This is a genomic window from Streptomyces sp. NPDC031121 (assembly GCF_055570615.1).
On record NZ_JBVIGV010000013.1, the window covers coordinates 144,677 to 160,757 of the forward strand.

Here is a 16,081-nt window from a genome sequence, read left to right on the forward strand (position 1 = left end):
GGCTCAGCGCCTGAGCTTGTAGCCGAAGCCGCGGACGGTCTCGATGCGGTCCTTGCCGAGCTTGCGGCGCAGCCGCTGCACGCACAGGTCCACCACACGGCTGTCGCCGTCCCAGCCGTAGTCCCAGACGTCGCGCAGCAGGGTGTGCCGCTCCAGGACGACGCCGGGGTGGGCGGCGAACTCCAGGAGCAGCTTCAGCTCGGTCGGGGTCAGGGCGACGTGCTCGCCCGCAAGGGTGACCTCCATGCCGGCGGTGTCGATGGCGAGGTCGCCGAAGGCCAGGACGTCCGCCGCGGCCGGCCCGGGCGCCTCGGGGGCGGGGCCGCCGGCCGGGGCCGGCGGGTAGGTCGCCCGCCGCAGGAGCGAGCGGATGCGGGCGACGAGGACGTACGTCTCGACGGGCTTGACGACGTAGTCGTCGGCTCCGGCCTCCAGGCCGGCCACGACGTCGAGCCCGTCGCCCCGCGCGGACATCATCAGGACGGGCACGAGGCTGGTCTCGCGGATGCGGCGGCACAGCCCGATCCCGTCCAGGCCGGGCAGCATCACGTCCAGGACGAGCACGTCGAAGGGCTCGGCGCGGAAGAGGTCGAGCCCCGCGAGCCCGTCGGCGGCGGCCTGCACCCGGTAGCCGTAGCGTTCCAGGGCGAGGGCGAAGGAGCGGCGCATCAGGTCGTCGTCCTCCACCATCAGCACACGGACGGCGGGCTCGGAGGCCCCGGCCGGGGTGGGCGCGGACACGGGCGGGCGGCTCCTGTTCGGGCGGTCGGGCGGCGGGGCGGGCCGCATCCCGGCCCGTGCCCCGACCGGAACGATACGACAGGCCCCGCGCCGGGCCGGCCCTCGGCGAGCCCCGCCGGCCGGCGGATGGGCGACCGAGCGCTGCCTGATACGCGGCTGATACACGACCGCGCCGGCGCCCGCCCTTCCCGGAGGTCCTCAGCGGATGTGGGCGGCGACCTCCGTGTGGACCGCGGCGTCGCGGTGCACCTCGGTGTGGCCGAGGCAGGCCGTCGTCCGGTTCTCCGCCCCGGCCAGGGCGACGGTGGACGCCGGCCGGACGAAGGCGTCGCACGGCGAGGCCCACGTCGCGTAGCGGGTCGCGCCGGGGGTTTCGTCGCCCGTGTTGAGCGCCTGGAGGAACGCCGAGCCGGGGCGCATCTCGGTGCAGGCGGGGCCGCCGCACAGGCGGGCCGGGTCGGTGCCGTGGTTGGGGCCGGCCAGGGAGACCCAGGCATCCACCTTGGCGGTGCCGCCGAGGTTCTTCAGGTAGTGCCGGGACGACAGGGAGCCCATGGAGTGGGCGACCAGGTCGACGCGGGCGGCTCCGGTGGCGGCGAGGACCCGGTCGACCTCGGCGGCGAGGGCGACGGCGGTGGCGGCGTTGGACCGGCCGGACGGGTATGTCCACTGGTGGAGCCGGCCGGCCGGCCAGCCGGCGGCCCTGAAGCGCGCGGCCATGGTGTCCCACGTGGAGCCGCTGCTGTTCCAGCCGTGGACGAAGACGACCGGGTCGGGTGCGGCGGCAGCGGGTGCGGCGGCTGCCCGCTGCGGCAGGAGGAGGGCGGCGAGACCCAGGGCGAGGGCGGGCGCGGCGTGCCGGCTGCGGGAGTTCACGGCCCCGGTTGTAGCGTGCCCGCGCCGCCCGCGGACCGCCGCGGGCGGCCTGTCCACCCGCACGGCCGACAGGTTCACCCCCCGGGGGGCGTAGGCGGCAGGCGGGTGAAAGGGGCGGTGCGCCGGGCCGGTTAGGGTCGGGGAACCCGATCGAGGAGGTTGGAGAGATGGCGGATCCGGGCAACCCGGTCGTGCTCGCGCAGACCACGGTGGACGACGAGGGCACCGCGTACGAGCTGGGGCGGGCCGCGGTCGAGGCGCGGCTGGCGGCCGGGGTGCATGTGGAGGCGCGGATGACGTCCTTCTACTGGTGGCAGGGCGAGGTGCGGCACGAGCGCGAGTACCGGCTCACCTTCAAGACGGTGCAGGACCGGGTGGGCGCGCTGGAGGCGTGGGTGCACGGGCGGCACCCGTACGAGGTACCGCAGTGGATCGTGCTGCCCGTGTCGGCGGCCGCGGAGGGGTATCTGGCGTGGGCTCAGGCGGAGACCCGCGGCGCCTGACCGACGGCGTGGGTCAGGCACGATCCGGACGGGACGGCCTAGCCTCGACGGCATGCTGGGACTCCCCGACCACGTCCGCACGTGCCTGTTCGACCTGGACGGCGTGCTCACGCGGACCGCGAAGGTCCACGCCGCCGCGTGGAAACATATGTTCGACGACTACCTGCGCGGGCGGGTCGAGCAGGCGGGCTCGCCGTTCGTGCCGTTCGACGCCGTGCGGGACTACGACGAGTACGTGGACGGCCGCCCCCGCGAGGACGGCGTCCGCACCTTCCTCGCCTCCCGCGGCATCACCCTCCCCGAAGGCGCCGCCGACGACGGCCCGGACCGGGAGACCGTCCACGGACTGGGCACCCGCAAGAACGGGCTGGTGCTGCGGATGATCCGCGAGCAGGGCGTGGAGGCGTACGAGGGGTCGGTGGCCTACGTGCGCGCCGCCCGGGACGCCGGCCTGCACCGGGCCGTCGTCTCCTCCAGCGCCAACTGCCGCGACGTTCTGTCCGCGGCGGGCATCGCGGACCTCTTCGAGGCGCGCGTGGACGGGCTGACGATCGCCGAGCAGCACCTGCGCGGCAAGCCCGCCGCCGACAGCTACCTGGCCGCGGCCCGCCTGTTCGGCGTGGCGCCCGGGGAGGCGGCCGTGTTCGAGGACGCGCTGGCGGGTGTCGCGGCGGGCAGGGCGGGCGGCTTCGGGTTCGTCGTGGGCGTGGACCGCGCCGGGCAGGCGGACGCGCTCCGCGACCACGGCGCCGACGTCGTCGTGGGCGACCTCTCCGAACTCCTGGACCGCGGATGATCACGCACACGAGTTTCGCCACCGAGCCCTGGCGGCTCCGGGAGACCGCCCTCGACCTGGCCGTCCTCGCCCAGAGCGAGTCCGTCTTCGCGCTGTCCAACGGCCACCTCGGCTGGCGCGGCAACCTCGACGAGGGCGAGCCGCACGGCCTGCCGGGCTCCTACCTGAACGGCGTGCACGAGACGCACCCCCTGCCGTACGCGGAGGCGGGCTACGGCTATCCGGAGTCCGGGCAGACCGCCATCAACGTCACCGACGGCAAGGTGATCCGCCTCCTCGTCGACGACCACCCCTTCGACCTGCGCTACGGCGAACTGGTCTCCCACGAGCGGATCCTGGACTTCCGCACGGGGGTGCTGAGCCGGACCGCGGAGTGGACCACCCCGTCGGGCCGGACCGTACGCGTGACGTCCCACCGGCTGGTGTCCCTCGCCCAGCGCGCCGTCGCCGCGATCTCCTACACCGTCGAGGCCGTCGACGGGCCGGCCGGGATCGCCGTGCAGTCCGAGCTCGTCGCCAACGAGCAGCTGCCCGCCGCCTCCGGCGACCCGCGGGTGGCGGCCGTCATCGACTCGCCGCTCCGGCCCGAGGAGCACCACGCGCACGGCACCCGCCTGCGCCTCGTCCACTGCACCGGCAGCAGCCGCCAGCGTGTGGCGGTCGCCGCCGACCACCTGGTGGAGGGGCCCGCCGGTACGAGCTGGGCGGCGGAGAGCGAACCGGACGTGGCCCGGCTGACCGTCACCGCGAACCTGGCGCCGGGCGAGCGGCTGTCCCTCGTCAAGTTCGTCTCGTACGGGTGGTCCGCGCAGCGGTCGCTGCCCGCCCTGCGCGACCAGGTGGAGGGCGGCCTCGCGGCGGCCCGCAGCACCGGCTGGCAGGGCCTGCTCGACGGGCAGCGCGCCTGCCTGGACGAGTTCTGGGCGGACGGCGACGTCGAGGTGGAGGGGGACCGGCAGGTCCAGCAGGCGGTGCGCTTCGCCCTGTTCCACCTCTTCCAGGCCGCCGCCCGCGCCGAGGAGCGCGCCCTCCCGGCGAAGGGGCTCACCGGTACGGGATACGACGGGCACGCCTTCTGGGACACCGAGTCCTTCGTGCTGCCGGTGCTCACCCACACGGCGCCGGACACCGTGGCACCCGTCCTGCGGTGGCGGCACACCACCCTGCCCAGCGCGCTGGAGCGGGCACGCCAACTCGGCCTCGCGGGAGCCGCGTTCCCCTGGCGGACCATCAACGGCGCCGAGTGCTCCGCCTACTGGCCCGCCGGGACGGTCGCCTTCCACGTCAACGCCGACATCGCGGCGGCCGCCGAGCGGTACGTGTTCGCCACCGGCGACCACGACTTCCACCGCGGCCCCGGGCTCGACCTGCTGGTGCACACGGCGCGGCTGTGGCGCTCCCTGGGCCACTTCGACGACGGCGGCGCCTTCCACATCGACGGGGTCACCGGCCCGGACGAGTACAGCGCGGTGGCCCGCGACAACCTGTACACCAACGTGATGGCCCGGCGGAACCTGCTGGCCGCCGCGGACGCGGTCGCCCTGCACCCGGACCGGGCCGCCGAACTGGCCGTCGGCGCCGCGGAGGCCGCGGACTGGCGGGAGACCGCCGGCCGGATCGCGATCCCGTACAGCGGGCGGCTGGGGGTGCACGAGCAGGCCGCCGGGTTCACCGACCAGCAGCGGTGGGACTTCGAGGGCACCGCGGAGGAGCAGTACCCGCTGCTGCTGCACTTCCCGTACTTCGACCTCTACCGCAAGCAGGTCGTCAAGCAGGCCGACCTGGTCCTCGCGATGCTGGTCTGCCCGGACGAGTTCACGGACGAGGAGAAGGCCCGCAACTTCGCCTACTACGAGCCGCTGACCGTCCGGGACTCCTCGCTCTCCGCCTGCTGCCAGGCCGCCCTCGCCGCCGAGACGGGCCACCTCGACCTGGCCTGGGCGTACACCCGGGAGGCGGCGCTGATGGACCTGAACGACCTCGAGCACAACACCCGCGACGGCCTCCACATGGCCTCCCTCGCCGGGACGTGGATCGCCCTCGTGCAGGGCCTGGGCGGGCTGCGCCGGCGCTACGGCGCCGACTCGGCCGTCCCGCCGCCGGGCGGGGGCGCGGGCGGGCGGACCGGCTCCGGCGGGGAGGCGGCGGCGCCCGTGCGGTTCGCGCCGCGCCTGCCGTCGACGCTGGCCAGGCTCGCCTTCAACGTCCGCATCAGGGACCGGCGGCTGCGCGTCGACATCGCCCGCGACGCGGCGCGGTACACGCTCCTGGAGGGGGCGCCGCTGACGGTGCTGCACCACGGAACGCCCGCGGTCCTGGACCCGGAGACTCCGGCGGAACTCCCCGTACCTCCCGCGCCGGACGCGGTCGAGCCGCGCCAGCCGAAGGGCCGCGCCCCGATGACGTGACCGCACGCGGTGCGCATGTCGGCGTGGCGGGGCGGGATGCGGGGCAGGGATGGGAGTCGCCGCCCGTACCCGTGCGCCGGCACGTCCCGTGAGGAGACCGCGTTGCCCGTCCCCGCCCCCGCGCCCGGAGGGGCCGCCCTGGAGGGCCTCCTCGCCGACGCGCGCGCCGCGCTGCCCGACATCGTCGCCCTGCGCAGGCGCATCCACCGCTTCCCCGAGCTGGGCACCCATCTGCCGCGTACGCAGCAGGCCGTGCTGGAGGCGCTGGGCGGGCTCGGGCTGGAGGTGGCGACCGGCTCCCGGCTGAGTTCCGTCACCGCCACCCTGGAGGGCGCCCTGCCCGGCCCGGCGGTGCTGCTGCGCGCCGACATGGACGCCCTGCCCCTGGAGGAGGGCACCGGCCTGGAGTTCGCCTCCCGGGTGCCGGGCGCCATGCACGCCTGCGGGCACGACACGCACACCGCGATGCTGGTCGGCGCCGCCCGGCTGCTCACCGCCCGCCGCGCACTGCTGGCCGGGCGGGTCGTCTTCATGTTCCAGCCCGGCGAGGAGTCCGGCGGCGGCGCCCGCCACATGATCGACGAGGGAGTGCTGGAGACCGCCGACGGGGCCGGCGTGGCGGCCGCGTTCGCGCTGCACGTCACGACCCGCTTCGACAGCGGCACCCTGCACCTGCGGTCCGGCCCGACGTTCGCCGCCTCCGACCGGCTGCACGTGACCGTACGCGGGCGCGGCGGGCACGCCTCGTCCCCTCACCGGGCGCTCGATCCGGTGCCGGTCGCCTGCGAGATCGTACTGGCGCTCCAGTCGATGGTCACCCGGACCGTCGACGTGTTCGACCCGGCCGTGGTCACGGTCGCCTCCATCCACGCCGGGACGACCTCGAACGTGATCCCGGAGACGGCCGAGGTCCGCGGCACGTTCCGCACCCTCTCCCCCGCCGCCCGGCAGCGGGTCCGCGAGGGCATCCACCGGGTCGCACGGCACGTGGCCGCCGCCCACGGGGCCGAGGCCGACGTGGACCTGGAGGAGGGCTACCCGCCCGTCGTGAACGACGACGACCGAACGGAGGCCCTGTACGGCACGGCGGTCGCGCTCCTCGGCGCGGACCGGGTGGGGCGGCTGGCCGCGCCGTTCATGGGCGCCGAGGACTTCTCGTACGTGCTGCGGCAGGTGCCCGGCGCGATGGCGTTCCTGGGGGCCCGCCCGCCCGGCGTCCCGCCGGAGGAGGCCGCGGACCTGCACTCGAACCTCGCCGTGTTCGACGAGGACGCCCTGGCCGCGGGCGCCGCCGTCTACGCGGCCGCGGCGCTGCGGGCCGGCCCGGCGCCCGCCGGGAGCGGCTGAGCCGCCGCCCGGCGGCGGTGCCACCCGTTCGGATGCCGCGGAGTGCCGCCCGGCCCGGCCGGGGCCAGGCTGGGGCCATGTCCGCCAGACTGGTCGTCTACCCGCCCGACGAGAACGGCTGGCGCCGGGTGCGGTACGACGGCGTCGCCATCGGAGTGGCCCACCGCCCGGCCGACATCCGCGTCTTCCTCGCCGCGGCCGGCCTGGAGAACGCCGAGGACGCCGACCTCACCGACCCCGCGTTCGTCGAGTGGCGGGGCGGCGGCCCCGAGGAGTGGCAGCCCCGCCGCTAGTGCTGTGGCCGGAGAGCTCCTCCCTCCTCCCGGGGCGGCCGTCACCGCCGGGCCCGTTTGCCGGCGCGCGTGCGGGTAGGCGGGGGAGGCACACCCGGCGAACGCCGGTTGCGGCAGAGGAGGAGCCATGCGGAGGAGCATTTTCGCGGCAAGCGCCTGCACGATCGCCGTCGTCGGCCTCGGCGCGGTTCCGGGCACGTCGTCCGCGGCGGTCAGCGGGCAGGACGTGACCTTCATGAACAGCGTGCACCAGGCCAACATGGCGGAGATCGCCGCGGGCCAGGACGCGCAGCGGCACGGGGGGTCGTCCTGTGTGAAGGACGTCGGGGCGGTGCTGGTGCGCGACCACAAGAACCTGGACGCCGCCCTGTCCGACCTCGCGGAGAAGGAGGGCGTCACCCTGGCGGCGGGCGTCACCCCGCAGCAGGAGGCCGAGCTGAAGAGCCTGCAGTCGAAGGCGGGCGGCGACGGCTACGACAAGGCGTGGCTGGCCGCGCAGGAGAACGCCCACAAGAAGACGCTCCTGGTCATCGACGCGCAGATCCGGCGCGGGCAGGACTCGGACGTGGTGGCCGCGGCGCGCGAAGCCCGCCCGGTGGTGGCTGCGCACCTCGACATGGTCCGGGGCGGCCAGTGCCACGACCGCTGAGGGTGACGGGGTCAGACCACCCGGGCGGGTGTGCGGGCGAGCGGGGTGAGGGCGGCGTACTCGAGGGGGGCGGAGGGGTCGATCGAGACGTCGAGCGGTGCCGGTTCGGCGCCGGAGCGGACCAGCAGGTCGCCGACGGCGGCGATCATCGCGCCGTTGTCGGTGCACAGCGTCATCGGAGGGACGCGCAGTTCCACCCCGGCCGAGGCGCACCGCCGCTCGGCCAGGGCGCGCACCCGGGAGTTCGCGGCGACGCCGCCCACCACGACCAGCGTGCCCACGCCGTGTGCCGCGCAGGCCGCCAGGGCCTTGCGGGTCAGGACGTCGGCGACGGCCTCTTGGAGGGCGGCCGCCCCGTCGGCGACGGGCACCTGCGCGCCGCGGGCGCGGTGGTCCTCGACCCAGCGGGCGGCGGCCGTCTTCAGGCCGGAGAACGAGAAGGCGTACGGGTCGTCCCCGGGGCGGGTCAGCGGCCGCGGGAACGCGACCGCCCTCGGGTCGCCGTCCCGGGCGGCCCGGTCGATGGCGGGGCCGCCCGGGTAGGGGAGGCCGAGGATCCGGGCGGCCTTGTCGAAGCACTCGCCGGCCGCGTCGTCGAGGGTGTCGCCGAGGTGCAGGATCGGCTCGCGGACGAGGTCGCGGACGAGGAGCAGGGAGGTGTGGCCGCCCGAGACGATCAGCACGACGGACGGGCGGGGCAGCGGCCCGTGGGCGAGGGTGTCGGCGGCGACGTGCCCGGCGAGGTGGTGGACGCCGTACAGGGGGACCCCGGCCGCGTACGCCAGGGTCTTGGCGCCGGCGAGGCCCACCTGGAGCGCGCCGGAGAGGCCGGGGCCGGTGGTGACGGCGACGGCGTCGATCTGCCCGAGGCGCAGTCCGGCCCGGTCGAGGGCCTCGCGGACGACGGGGTGGAAGGCCTGGAGGTGGGCGCGGGCGGCGATCTCCGGCACGACGCCGCCGAAGCGGGCGTGCTCGTCCATGCTGGAGGCGACGACGTGCGCCAGCAGCCTGCCGTCCTGCACGATGCCCGCGCCGGTCTCGTCGCACGACGATTCGATCCCCAGTACCACCGGTCCGCCCACCACGTCGGCCGCCTTTCTGCATGTGTATGGCAATTGCAATATATGTGCATCCAGGTCGCGGGGTGGAAGGGATGACGGTCTCCGACGGCGTGTACCTCGCCATGGGGGTCGGGGCGCTCGGTGCCGCCGTGGTGCCGCGGCTGGTCTTCCGGCGGGCGCTGTCCATGCCGATGGTGTTCACGGCCGCCGGCGTGCTGGTGGGGCTGCTGCCGCTGCCCGTGCCGGTGGTGGACCCCGTCCGGGACCGGCTGTGGGTGGAGCACGCGACCGAGCTGTGCGTCATCGTCTCCCTCATGGGCGCGGGCCTCGCCCTGAACAGGCCGGTGGGGCTGCGGCGCTGGGCAGGGCCGTGGCGGCTCGTCGGCATCGCCCTGCCGCTGACCGTCGCGGGAGTCTGCGCGATCGCCGCCCCGCTGCTCGGGTGGCCGCTCGCCGCGGCGCTGCTCCTGGCCGCCGTCCTGGCGCCGACCGACCCGGTGCTCGCCGCGGAGGTGCGTGTCGGGGAGCCGACCGACGAGGAGGACGACGAGGACGAGGTGCGGTTCTCGCTGACCGCGGAGGCCGGCCTGAACGACGGGCTGGCGTTCCCCTTCGTCCTCGGGGCCCTGGGCCTGGCCGCCGCGGTCGGCGAGGGCGGCGGCGCGGGCTGGATCGGGCGGTGGGTCCTCGTCGACGTGCTGGCCATGACCGCCATCGGCGTCGCGGTCGGCGCCGTGACGGGGCGGCTGCTGGGGCTGATGTTCTTCCGGGCGCGGCCGTCGGCGCTGCGGCTCTCCGAGCACATGGAGGGGTTCGTCGCGCTCGGCGCCACCTTCGTGGCTTACGGGGCCGCCGAGCTGCTGCACGGCTACGGCTTCCTCGCCGTCTTCGTCACCGCCTGCACGATCCGGGCCGCCGAGCGCGACCACGGCTACCACAAGGTGCTCCACGAGTTCACCGAGCAGGTCGAGCGGCTGCTGACCGTCTTCCTGCTGTTCCTCCTCGGCGGCTACCTGGCCGCCGCGGGCCTGCCCCACCTCACCTGGCAGGGGGCCCTCGTCGCCGTGCTGCTCGTCCTGGCCGTCCGGCCCCTCGCCGGCTGGGTGAGCCTGTACGGGCACGGGGCCGGTCCGCGGGAACGCCTCACGGCGTCCTTCTTCGGCATCCGCGGCATCGGCTCGCTGTTCTACCTCGCCTACGCGCTGGGGCAGACCTCCCGCTTCGACGCGCTGGCGCCGCACCTGTGGTCCGTGGTCGCGTTCACCGTGCTGCTGTCCGTCTTCCTGCACGGGGCGGCCGCCACGCCCGTCATCCGCCGCCTGGACCGGCTCCGCCGGGACTCCCCCGCTCCCCCGTGACGGCCGCCGGCGCAGCTCCGCTCCGCGGCATTCCGGCGGCGTGCGCGGAAAAAGATCCGGCGGAGGTGTCGAGAAGCCGCGTCCGGCTCCGTCCCCGGGGTGGACGCGGCCACAATGGGCCGCACGAGCACCCGGGAGAACACGATGGCCAAGTACCTGCTGCTGAAGCACTACCGCGGCGCCCCCGCCGCCGTCAACGACGTGCCGATGGACCAGTGGACACCGGAGGAGATCTCGGCGCACATCCGGTACATGAACGACTTCGCGGCCCGGCTGGAGAAGACCGGCGAGTTCGTCGACGGCCAGGCCCTCGCCCCCGAGGGCGCCTGGGTCCGCTACGACGGCGAGGGCCGCCCGCCCGTCACCGACGGGCCGTTCGCCGAGACCAAGGACCTCATCGCCGGCTGGATGGTCATCGACGTGGACGGCTACGAGCGCGCCGTCGAGCTGGCCGGCGAGCTGTCGGCCGCGCCCGGGGCGGGCGGCCGGCCGATCCACGAATGGCTGGAGGTCCGCCCGTTCCTGGCCGCGCCGCCCACCGTCACGGAATGACCTCTCCGATGGACGAGGCCCTGCTGCGGAGCCTCACCCCCGGTGTGATCGCCGTCCTCGTCCGCCGCGGAGCCGACTTCGCGGCGGCCGAGGACGCCGTCCAGGACGCGCTGGTCGAGGCGCTGCGCGTCTGGCCGGCCGACCCCCCGCGGGACGCGAAGGGCTGGCTGACCACCGCGGCCTGGCGCAGGTTCCTCGACGCGGCCCGCTCGGACGCCGCCCGCCGCCGGCGCGAGGACCGCGCCGGCGAGGAGCCGGCGCCCGGGCCGGCGCCGGCGGCGGACGACACGCTGCGGCTGTACTTCCTGTGCGCGCACCCGTCGCTGACGCCGTCGTCGGCCGCCGCGCTCACGCTGCGCGCCGTCGGCGGGCTGACCACCCGGCAGATCGCCCGCGCCTACCTGGTGCCCGAGGCGACGATGGCGCAGCGGATCAGCCGGGCCAAGCGCACCGTCTCCGGGATGCGCCTCGACCGGCCCGGCGACGTCGCCACCGTGCTGCGCGTCCTCTACCTGGTCTTCAACGAGGGCTACTCGGGGGACGTCGACCTCGCCGCCGAGGCCATCCGGCTCACCCGGCAGCTCGCGGCGCTCTCCGACCACCCGGAGGTGGCCGGGCTGCTCGCCCTCATGCTGCTCCACCACGCCCGGCGGGCCGCCCGGACCGCCCCCGACGGCAGTCTGGTGCCGCTCGCCGAGCAGGACCGCGGCCTGTGGGACACCGCGCTGATCGCCGAGGGCGTCGGGGTGCTCCAGGCGGCGCTCGCCCGGGACCGGCTCGGCGAGTACCAGGCGCAGGCCGCCATCGCGGCGCTCCACGCGGACGCGCGCACCGCCGCGGAGACCGACTGGGTGCAGATCGTCGAGTGGTACGACGAGCTGGTCCGGCTGACCGACAGCCCGGTCGTCCTGCTGAACCGGGCGGTCGCCGTCGGGGAGGCGGACGGGCCCCGCGCCGGCCTGGCCGCGCTCGCCGCCGTGGACGGCTCGCTGCCCCGCCACACCGCGGTGGCGGCCTACCTGCACGAACGCGACGGCGACCTGGCGCGCGCGGCACGCCTGTACGCGGAGGCGGCCCACAAGGCCGCCGACCTGGCCGAGCGCGACCACCTGAACCGCCGGGCCGCCCGCCTCAACACGCGCCTGCGCGACGCGGACAGGCCTTAGCTTGTTCTTTATGGTCTGGCTTGGTCGCGTTCGAGGATGGTCTCGGGTCGCCTGACGGTTTTGCCCACGTCGTAGCGGGTGGCGGGCCGCTGGTTCTCGGAGCCGAGGGGCCTGCCGGGGCCTGGCCGGTTCGGCTTTGGAGCACGGGCCGGGCAAGGCAAGTGAGCACGGAGGTTCCCAAACCCGCGCCGGACTCGGGCGGGGGTGAGTCGGCCCGGCACGGCGGGTTTCTCCCAGGGGCAGCGGAGGTCCTCGGCCAGCGGACGGGCCAGTCGCAGCTGGGTGTGAGCGGTGATGATCAGCCAGGTCCAGCGGTACGCAGCCTCGGCGGTGCGGATCTTCGGCCGGGTCCAGCCGAGGGTCTGTTTCATCATCCGGAAGGTGTGTTCCAGGTCGAACCTCCTCAGGAACGCCTGCCAGCACAGGTCCACATCAGCACCGGTCATATCCGTCGCCGAGGACCACAGCCACAGGGGCAGCGGATCTCCGCCGCCCGGCAGGTGGTCGACCTTCAGGCGGATCAAGGAACAAGCTCAGAGCCGACGGACGACCTGCGCCTCGGCCCGCTCCACTGACACCCGGCCGTGCACGTGCACGAGGGCCAGGTGGAACAGCGCGGGTGCCACCGGCGCCCAGCGGTGGATCCGGTCGGGACGCAACAGGTACCGGGTCACGTCGACGGCGCGGAACGGGACGTACTCCATGCCCTGGTGTTCCCAGCGGTCGGCGACTCCCCTGCTCATGCGCGTCCGGAGCTGCTCGCCGGTCATGTCGTTCAGGCGGGCGTAGAAAAGGGCGCTCCAGGCGCGTTTCTCCACGTCCAGGACGAAGCCCAGGAGGGAGAGCGAGAACTCGTGGGGCTCCAGTGCCAGCTCTTCCCGCATGCCGCGACGGGCTGCGGCGTGCAGGTCGGGTACGTTGCGGCCAGCCGAGTCGATGTGCCGGGAAAGCCCCTCGTTGACGGAGGAGTTCCACACGCCCGGCGCCATGCGTACGCGGTCGCTGCGGTGGCTCACGACGAGCAGGTGGTCGGCGGTGACCACGGCGATGTTGACGCCGAAGCTGCACTGCAGGAAGGCGGGGGCCGTCAGCGGCTGGTCGGGGTCGAGGTAGCGGGCCCGGGGCGTACTCCCGTCCGCGAGCCGGCGGTCCAGCTGCTGGGCCGCAAGGAAGGTGTAGTAGTCCGTGGGCCGCAGCCGCAGATGGATCTCTGCGTGCTCGTCGAGGGCGGTTCGGGAGACCTCGAAGGATTCGACGGCGTAGCGGGGCCCGTTCCACACCGGTGCCCGCTCGCCCGCCTCTCGGACCCGGTCCTCCTCCACCGCGATCTCGTCGCGCCAAGCCGTCATCTCCGCCGGCAGCTCGATGCCGCCGTCCAGCACCTGGATGTGGACGGACTCGGGCGGGATCACCGCGCCCCCGTCACCGTCAACGATCAGGGCGGAGGTGTGCAGGGGGCCGAGAGAGAAGGCCGACCAGGTCCCGCCCTGCTCTTCCCGGAAGGTGATGCTGCGAACCACGCCGGCGGAACGGCGCCGGATCCTGAACCACACGTCCTGCAAGCCCTGCTGGAACAGCGTCGCGAACACCACCCCGAGGATGGCGCCGACCACTCCGTTGCCCACGTCTATTCCGCTCACGCACGTCAGCCTAGGCCAAATGATCAGCTATGGAGGGGCGAGCGGTGTTCGGGATGCAGTACGTGCTTGCCGAGCTCCAGCGCTAGCAGAGCCAGTCGCGCTGTGGCCCCGACCAGACCAGACCATGAGAACAAGCGTTAGGGGGTGTTGCGGGGTGTGTGGACGTCGTGGCGTGGGGTGGGCCGGGTGTTCTTCCGGCCGGGTGGCCGTCCCGGTCCGGGGCGGGTGGGTTTCGGTGCTCCGGCCGGGCGGACGAGCGTCGGGCGGATGTGCCGGAAGTCGCGGCGGACACGTGCCGCGGCTTCTACCGGCGCTGCAGGGATCCGGGCCCGCAACGAGTAGACCAGTCGCCGGCCGCCATACGTCTGGACCAAGACCGCAGACCAGACCCTCGAACGCCTCGCCTCATATCTGAATCGAATTCCTGACTCAGAAGACTGGATTTCTAGTGGTATGCCAGCCTGTGGAAACGCCGGTCCGGGATCCCGGGGCGGTGTCCCAGGCTTGCGAGTTCTTCGGTCGCGGCCGCGGCGTCCTCCGCGTCGCCGGTGGTGTCGAGGAGTTCGCGGTACGCGTCCAGGGCCGCCGCGAGGAGTTCCAGGCGCTCCGGTTCGAGGGCGTGTATGCGCCGGGCCGCCTCCAGGCACTCGGCCCGCAGGGCGAGCGCGATGCCGGTGTCGTGGGCGAACTCCTGGCGGCTGTACTCGTACAGGGCGATCGACAGTCGGGGCAGGTACGCGAGCGGGTTGACCGCGGCGAGGAGCCGGTAGGCCGCGACCTGCTGCCCGATGGGAAGGGTCCCCGATGCCAGAAGGGCAACCCGGGCTCGCAGCACCGCGTCGTGGTCGGTGTTCGCCGTGTGATTCATGACGGTGATTCTGAAAGCCGTACAGGGGCGAGGACAAGGGCGGGCGACTGTGCCTTCCGTCCTACGAAAACCGTCTCTGACCTGTCATGATGGGACCGTCTTCACCCCTGCGCGCCGGTGTCGGAGCCGCGGTCGGAGTTCGGCCACACGTAGGGCAGGTCGTCGGGTACCCCCGGGAAGCGGTCGCGGTACACCTCCGGCGCCTTGCGGACCAGGGCGGACTGGTGGCTGCGGTGGAACGCCGGGTCGCCGAGCCAGGGCGGCAGCTCCCCGGCCGCCGCGAGCCGCCGCTGCTCGCGCACCACGGCGCCGGGGCGCCGGTTCCGGAAGTCGGCGAGCATCGTGGCGGCGCAGGTGTCGCCGCGGCCCTCGGCGGTCCAGACCCCGCACACGTCCAGCCCGTACCGGACGAGGGCCTCCTCGTAGCCGGCCCACATGCGGACCGCGGGATGCCGGCGCCAGCCGTAGCCGGGCAGTGTGAGCCCGCGGAGGACCTGGAGGGCTTCCACCCGCTGCTTGCCGAGGCGCCTCGGGTCCAGAGCGGCGGCGGACTCGGCGAATCCGGGGTACGGGAGGAAGGTCTGCACGGGTCCTATCCGTTCTGCGGCGTTTCGATGGTGGAGACGACGCGTACGAGGGCCGGGGTGGCCGGCGCCGAGCCGAACCCGAAGCGCACCGGTGGCAGGACGGGGCGCAGCGGCCCGAGGTCCTTCCCGTCGAGGGCCGCGGCGGCGCCGGCGATGCGGCGCAGGTCGCAGGCCGCGTACCACTGGCGGCAGCCGGGGCGCGTGCTGCCGCGGGTGCGTACGCCGGGCAGCAGGCGGGCGGGCCCGGCGGCGAGTGCGGCCCAGGCGGGGCGGCGGGCGAGGGGCCGGGGGACGGCGCGCAGCGCCAGGCCGAGGGGGCCGCGCCGGCCGACGGAGAACCGCAGGTCCAGGGGCCCGGCGGCGACCTCCCAGCGGGCGCCGCGGACGCGCACTGCGACCGGGGTGGTGCGGACCTCGTCGAAGCGGTAGACGCCCGCGATGCACGCGGCGGTGTCGGCGGTGGGGGCGAGCAGGGTCCGCCGCCCGCCGGCGTCCTCCAGCATCACGTCGCTGAACGGCCCGAAGGGCGAGCCGGGCCAGTGGCCGAGGACCACTCGGGTGCCGGACGCCGTCCCGAGGGCGGCGATCCATCCGTCGAACACCAGCCGTTCGCGTGCCACCTCTTGCGGCTACCCCGGCGAGCGGGGCCCATGCTGGTACTCCGCCTGCCTCGGGCCCGGCGGGGGCGCGCCATCGCGGTGCCGCGCCCTGGCCGGGCGGTGATCCGCTCGCGGCCCTACGCGCTGTCGCGCCCGGCCGGCGGGTCCACCGCCGTGAGGGCGAACGAGTGGCCGGCGGGGTCGGAGAGGAGGCGGACGGGCCGGAACCCGTCCTCGGTGCCGGTCGCCACCGGGCGGGCCCCCAGGGAGACCGCCTCCCGCTCGGCCTCGTCGAGGTCGGCGGCCGCGACCCGGATGAGCAGGTGCGCCTGGAGCGAGCCCTCCGGCCGGGGCCAGCTCGGCGGGGCGAACCCGAGGTCGCGGCGGCACGCCACCCTGACGCCGTCGGGGCCGGTCACCTCCACCTCGTCGGGGCCGGGGCCGGGCCGGACCTCGCCGCCCAGCAGGTCGGCGTAGAACCGCGCCAGGCCCTCGGGTTCGGCGCAGTCCAGGGCGAGTACGGGTGTCTTCTGCACGGTCATGGACCGCGTGTGCCCGCGGTGCGCGGATGCACACGCAGGTGTGCGGAGCAGCGCCGCCGGAGCCGTGACGGCAGGTCAGCGGGGCCGCGGCGGGG

At 74.9% G+C, this 16,081-nt stretch carries 17 protein-coding genes and 2 pseudogenes; 9 read left to right on the forward strand and 10 right to left on the reverse strand.

The window, feature by feature from the left end; all coding sequences use genetic code 11:
- Positions 1-3 precede the first annotated feature (3 nt).
- Together cseB and ACZ462_RS24535 are read right to left on the reverse strand one after the other, a co-directional pair.
- Positions 4-690, reverse strand: a complete 687-nt coding sequence (cseB, locus tag ACZ462_RS24530; RefSeq protein ID WP_467804184.1) for a two-component system response regulator CseB — start codon at positions 688-690, stop codon at positions 4-6.
- Between the two features lie 249 nt (positions 691-939).
- Positions 940-1,617, reverse strand: coding sequence for an esterase/lipase family protein (locus ACZ462_RS24535; RefSeq protein ID WP_467804153.1), 678 nt, complete (start codon positions 1,615-1,617; stop codon positions 940-942).
- A gap of 167 nt (positions 1,618-1,784) precedes the next feature.
- Between ACZ462_RS24535 and cutA the strand changes: the two genes are divergently transcribed.
- The 6 genes from cutA (at position 1,785) to ACZ462_RS24565 (ending at position 7,613) form a co-directional block, all read left to right on the forward strand.
- Positions 1,785-2,120 carry a divalent-cation tolerance protein CutA gene (gene cutA, locus ACZ462_RS24540; RefSeq protein ID WP_467804155.1) on the forward strand — a complete coding sequence of 112 codons (336 nt, stop codon included), beginning with the start codon at positions 1,785-1,787 and terminating at the stop codon, positions 2,118-2,120.
- A gap of 52 nt (positions 2,121-2,172) precedes the next feature.
- Positions 2,173-2,916 (forward strand): beta-phosphoglucomutase family hydrolase, encoded by a 744-nt coding sequence (locus ACZ462_RS24545; protein WP_467804157.1) that lies wholly within the window; start codon positions 2,173-2,175, stop codon positions 2,914-2,916.
- A complete protein-coding gene (locus ACZ462_RS24550) occupies positions 2,913-5,324 on the forward strand; it encodes a glycoside hydrolase family 65 protein (protein WP_467804158.1) in 2,412 nt (803 codons plus the stop codon). The genes ACZ462_RS24545 and ACZ462_RS24550 overlap by 4 nt, the downstream gene beginning before the upstream one ends.
- 102 nt (positions 5,325-5,426) lie before the next feature.
- The gene (locus tag ACZ462_RS24555; protein ID WP_467804159.1) at positions 5,427-6,671 is read left to right on the forward strand and encodes a M20 metallopeptidase family protein; all 1,245 of its coding nucleotides are present in this window, start codon (positions 5,427-5,429) and stop codon (positions 6,669-6,671) included.
- Positions 6,672-6,748: 77 nt separating this feature from the next.
- Complete coding sequence (locus tag ACZ462_RS24560; RefSeq protein WP_467804160.1) at positions 6,749-6,964, forward strand: hypothetical protein; 216 nt, start codon at positions 6,749-6,751, stop codon at positions 6,962-6,964.
- A 127-nt stretch (positions 6,965-7,091) separates the two neighbouring features.
- Positions 7,092-7,613 (forward strand): DUF4142 domain-containing protein, encoded by a 522-nt coding sequence (locus ACZ462_RS24565; RefSeq protein WP_467804162.1) that lies wholly within the window; start codon positions 7,092-7,094, stop codon positions 7,611-7,613.
- 11 nt (positions 7,614-7,624) lie between these two features.
- Here ACZ462_RS24565 and tsaD read toward each other — a convergent pair whose 3' ends face one another.
- Entirely contained in the window at positions 7,625-8,695 is a 1,071-nt protein-coding gene (gene tsaD, locus ACZ462_RS24570; protein WP_467804185.1) for a tRNA (adenosine(37)-N6)-threonylcarbamoyltransferase complex transferase subunit TsaD, read from the reverse strand.
- Positions 8,696-8,766: 71 nt separating this feature from the next.
- Here tsaD and ACZ462_RS24575 point away from each other — a divergent pair, with 71 nt between their 5' ends.
- The 3 genes from ACZ462_RS24575 (at position 8,767) to ACZ462_RS24585 (ending at position 11,750) form a co-directional block, all read left to right on the forward strand.
- A complete protein-coding gene (locus ACZ462_RS24575; protein ID WP_467804163.1) occupies positions 8,767-10,032 on the forward strand; it encodes a cation:proton antiporter domain-containing protein in 1,266 nt (421 codons plus the stop codon).
- A 144-nt stretch (positions 10,033-10,176) separates the two neighbouring features.
- Positions 10,177-10,584 carry a YciI family protein gene (locus tag ACZ462_RS24580; RefSeq protein WP_467804186.1) on the forward strand — a complete coding sequence of 136 codons (408 nt, stop codon included), beginning with the start codon at positions 10,177-10,179 and terminating at the stop codon, positions 10,582-10,584.
- An 8-nt stretch (positions 10,585-10,592) separates the two neighbouring features.
- Positions 10,593-11,750: an RNA polymerase sigma factor gene (locus ACZ462_RS24585; RefSeq protein ID WP_467804187.1), complete on the forward strand. Its 1,158-nt coding sequence runs from the start codon at positions 10,593-10,595 to the stop codon at positions 11,748-11,750.
- A gap of 8 nt (positions 11,751-11,758) precedes the next feature.
- Here ACZ462_RS24585 and ACZ462_RS24590 read toward each other — a convergent pair.
- The 7 genes and pseudogenes from ACZ462_RS24590 to ACZ462_RS24620 all read right to left on the reverse strand — a co-directional run.
- Positions 11,759-12,277, reverse strand: a pseudogene (locus ACZ462_RS24590) (NF041680 family putative transposase); the annotation flags it as partial.
- Between the two features lie 6 nt (positions 12,278-12,283).
- Positions 12,284-13,390 (reverse strand): hypothetical protein, encoded by a 1,107-nt coding sequence (locus ACZ462_RS24595; RefSeq protein ID WP_467804164.1) that lies wholly within the window; start codon positions 13,388-13,390, stop codon positions 12,284-12,286.
- Positions 13,391-13,527: 137 nt separating this feature from the next.
- Positions 13,528-13,689: pseudogene (locus tag ACZ462_RS24600) on the reverse strand (NF041680 family putative transposase); the annotation flags it as partial.
- 146 nt (positions 13,690-13,835) lie between these two features.
- Positions 13,836-14,258 (reverse strand): hypothetical protein, encoded by a 423-nt coding sequence (locus ACZ462_RS24605; RefSeq protein WP_467804165.1) that lies wholly within the window; start codon positions 14,256-14,258, stop codon positions 13,836-13,838.
- A 101-nt stretch (positions 14,259-14,359) separates the two neighbouring features.
- On the reverse strand, positions 14,360-14,845 hold the full coding sequence (locus tag ACZ462_RS24610) for an MSMEG_6728 family protein (protein ID WP_467804166.1): 486 nt from the start codon (positions 14,843-14,845) through the stop codon (positions 14,360-14,362).
- A gap of 5 nt (positions 14,846-14,850) precedes the next feature.
- Positions 14,851-15,465, reverse strand: coding sequence for a hypothetical protein (locus ACZ462_RS24615; protein WP_467804167.1), 615 nt, complete (start codon positions 15,463-15,465; stop codon positions 14,851-14,853).
- Between the two features lie 116 nt (positions 15,466-15,581).
- Complete coding sequence (locus tag ACZ462_RS24620) at positions 15,582-15,986, reverse strand: VOC family protein (protein WP_467804169.1); 405 nt, start codon at positions 15,984-15,986, stop codon at positions 15,582-15,584.
- Positions 15,987-16,081: the final 95 nt, after the last annotated feature.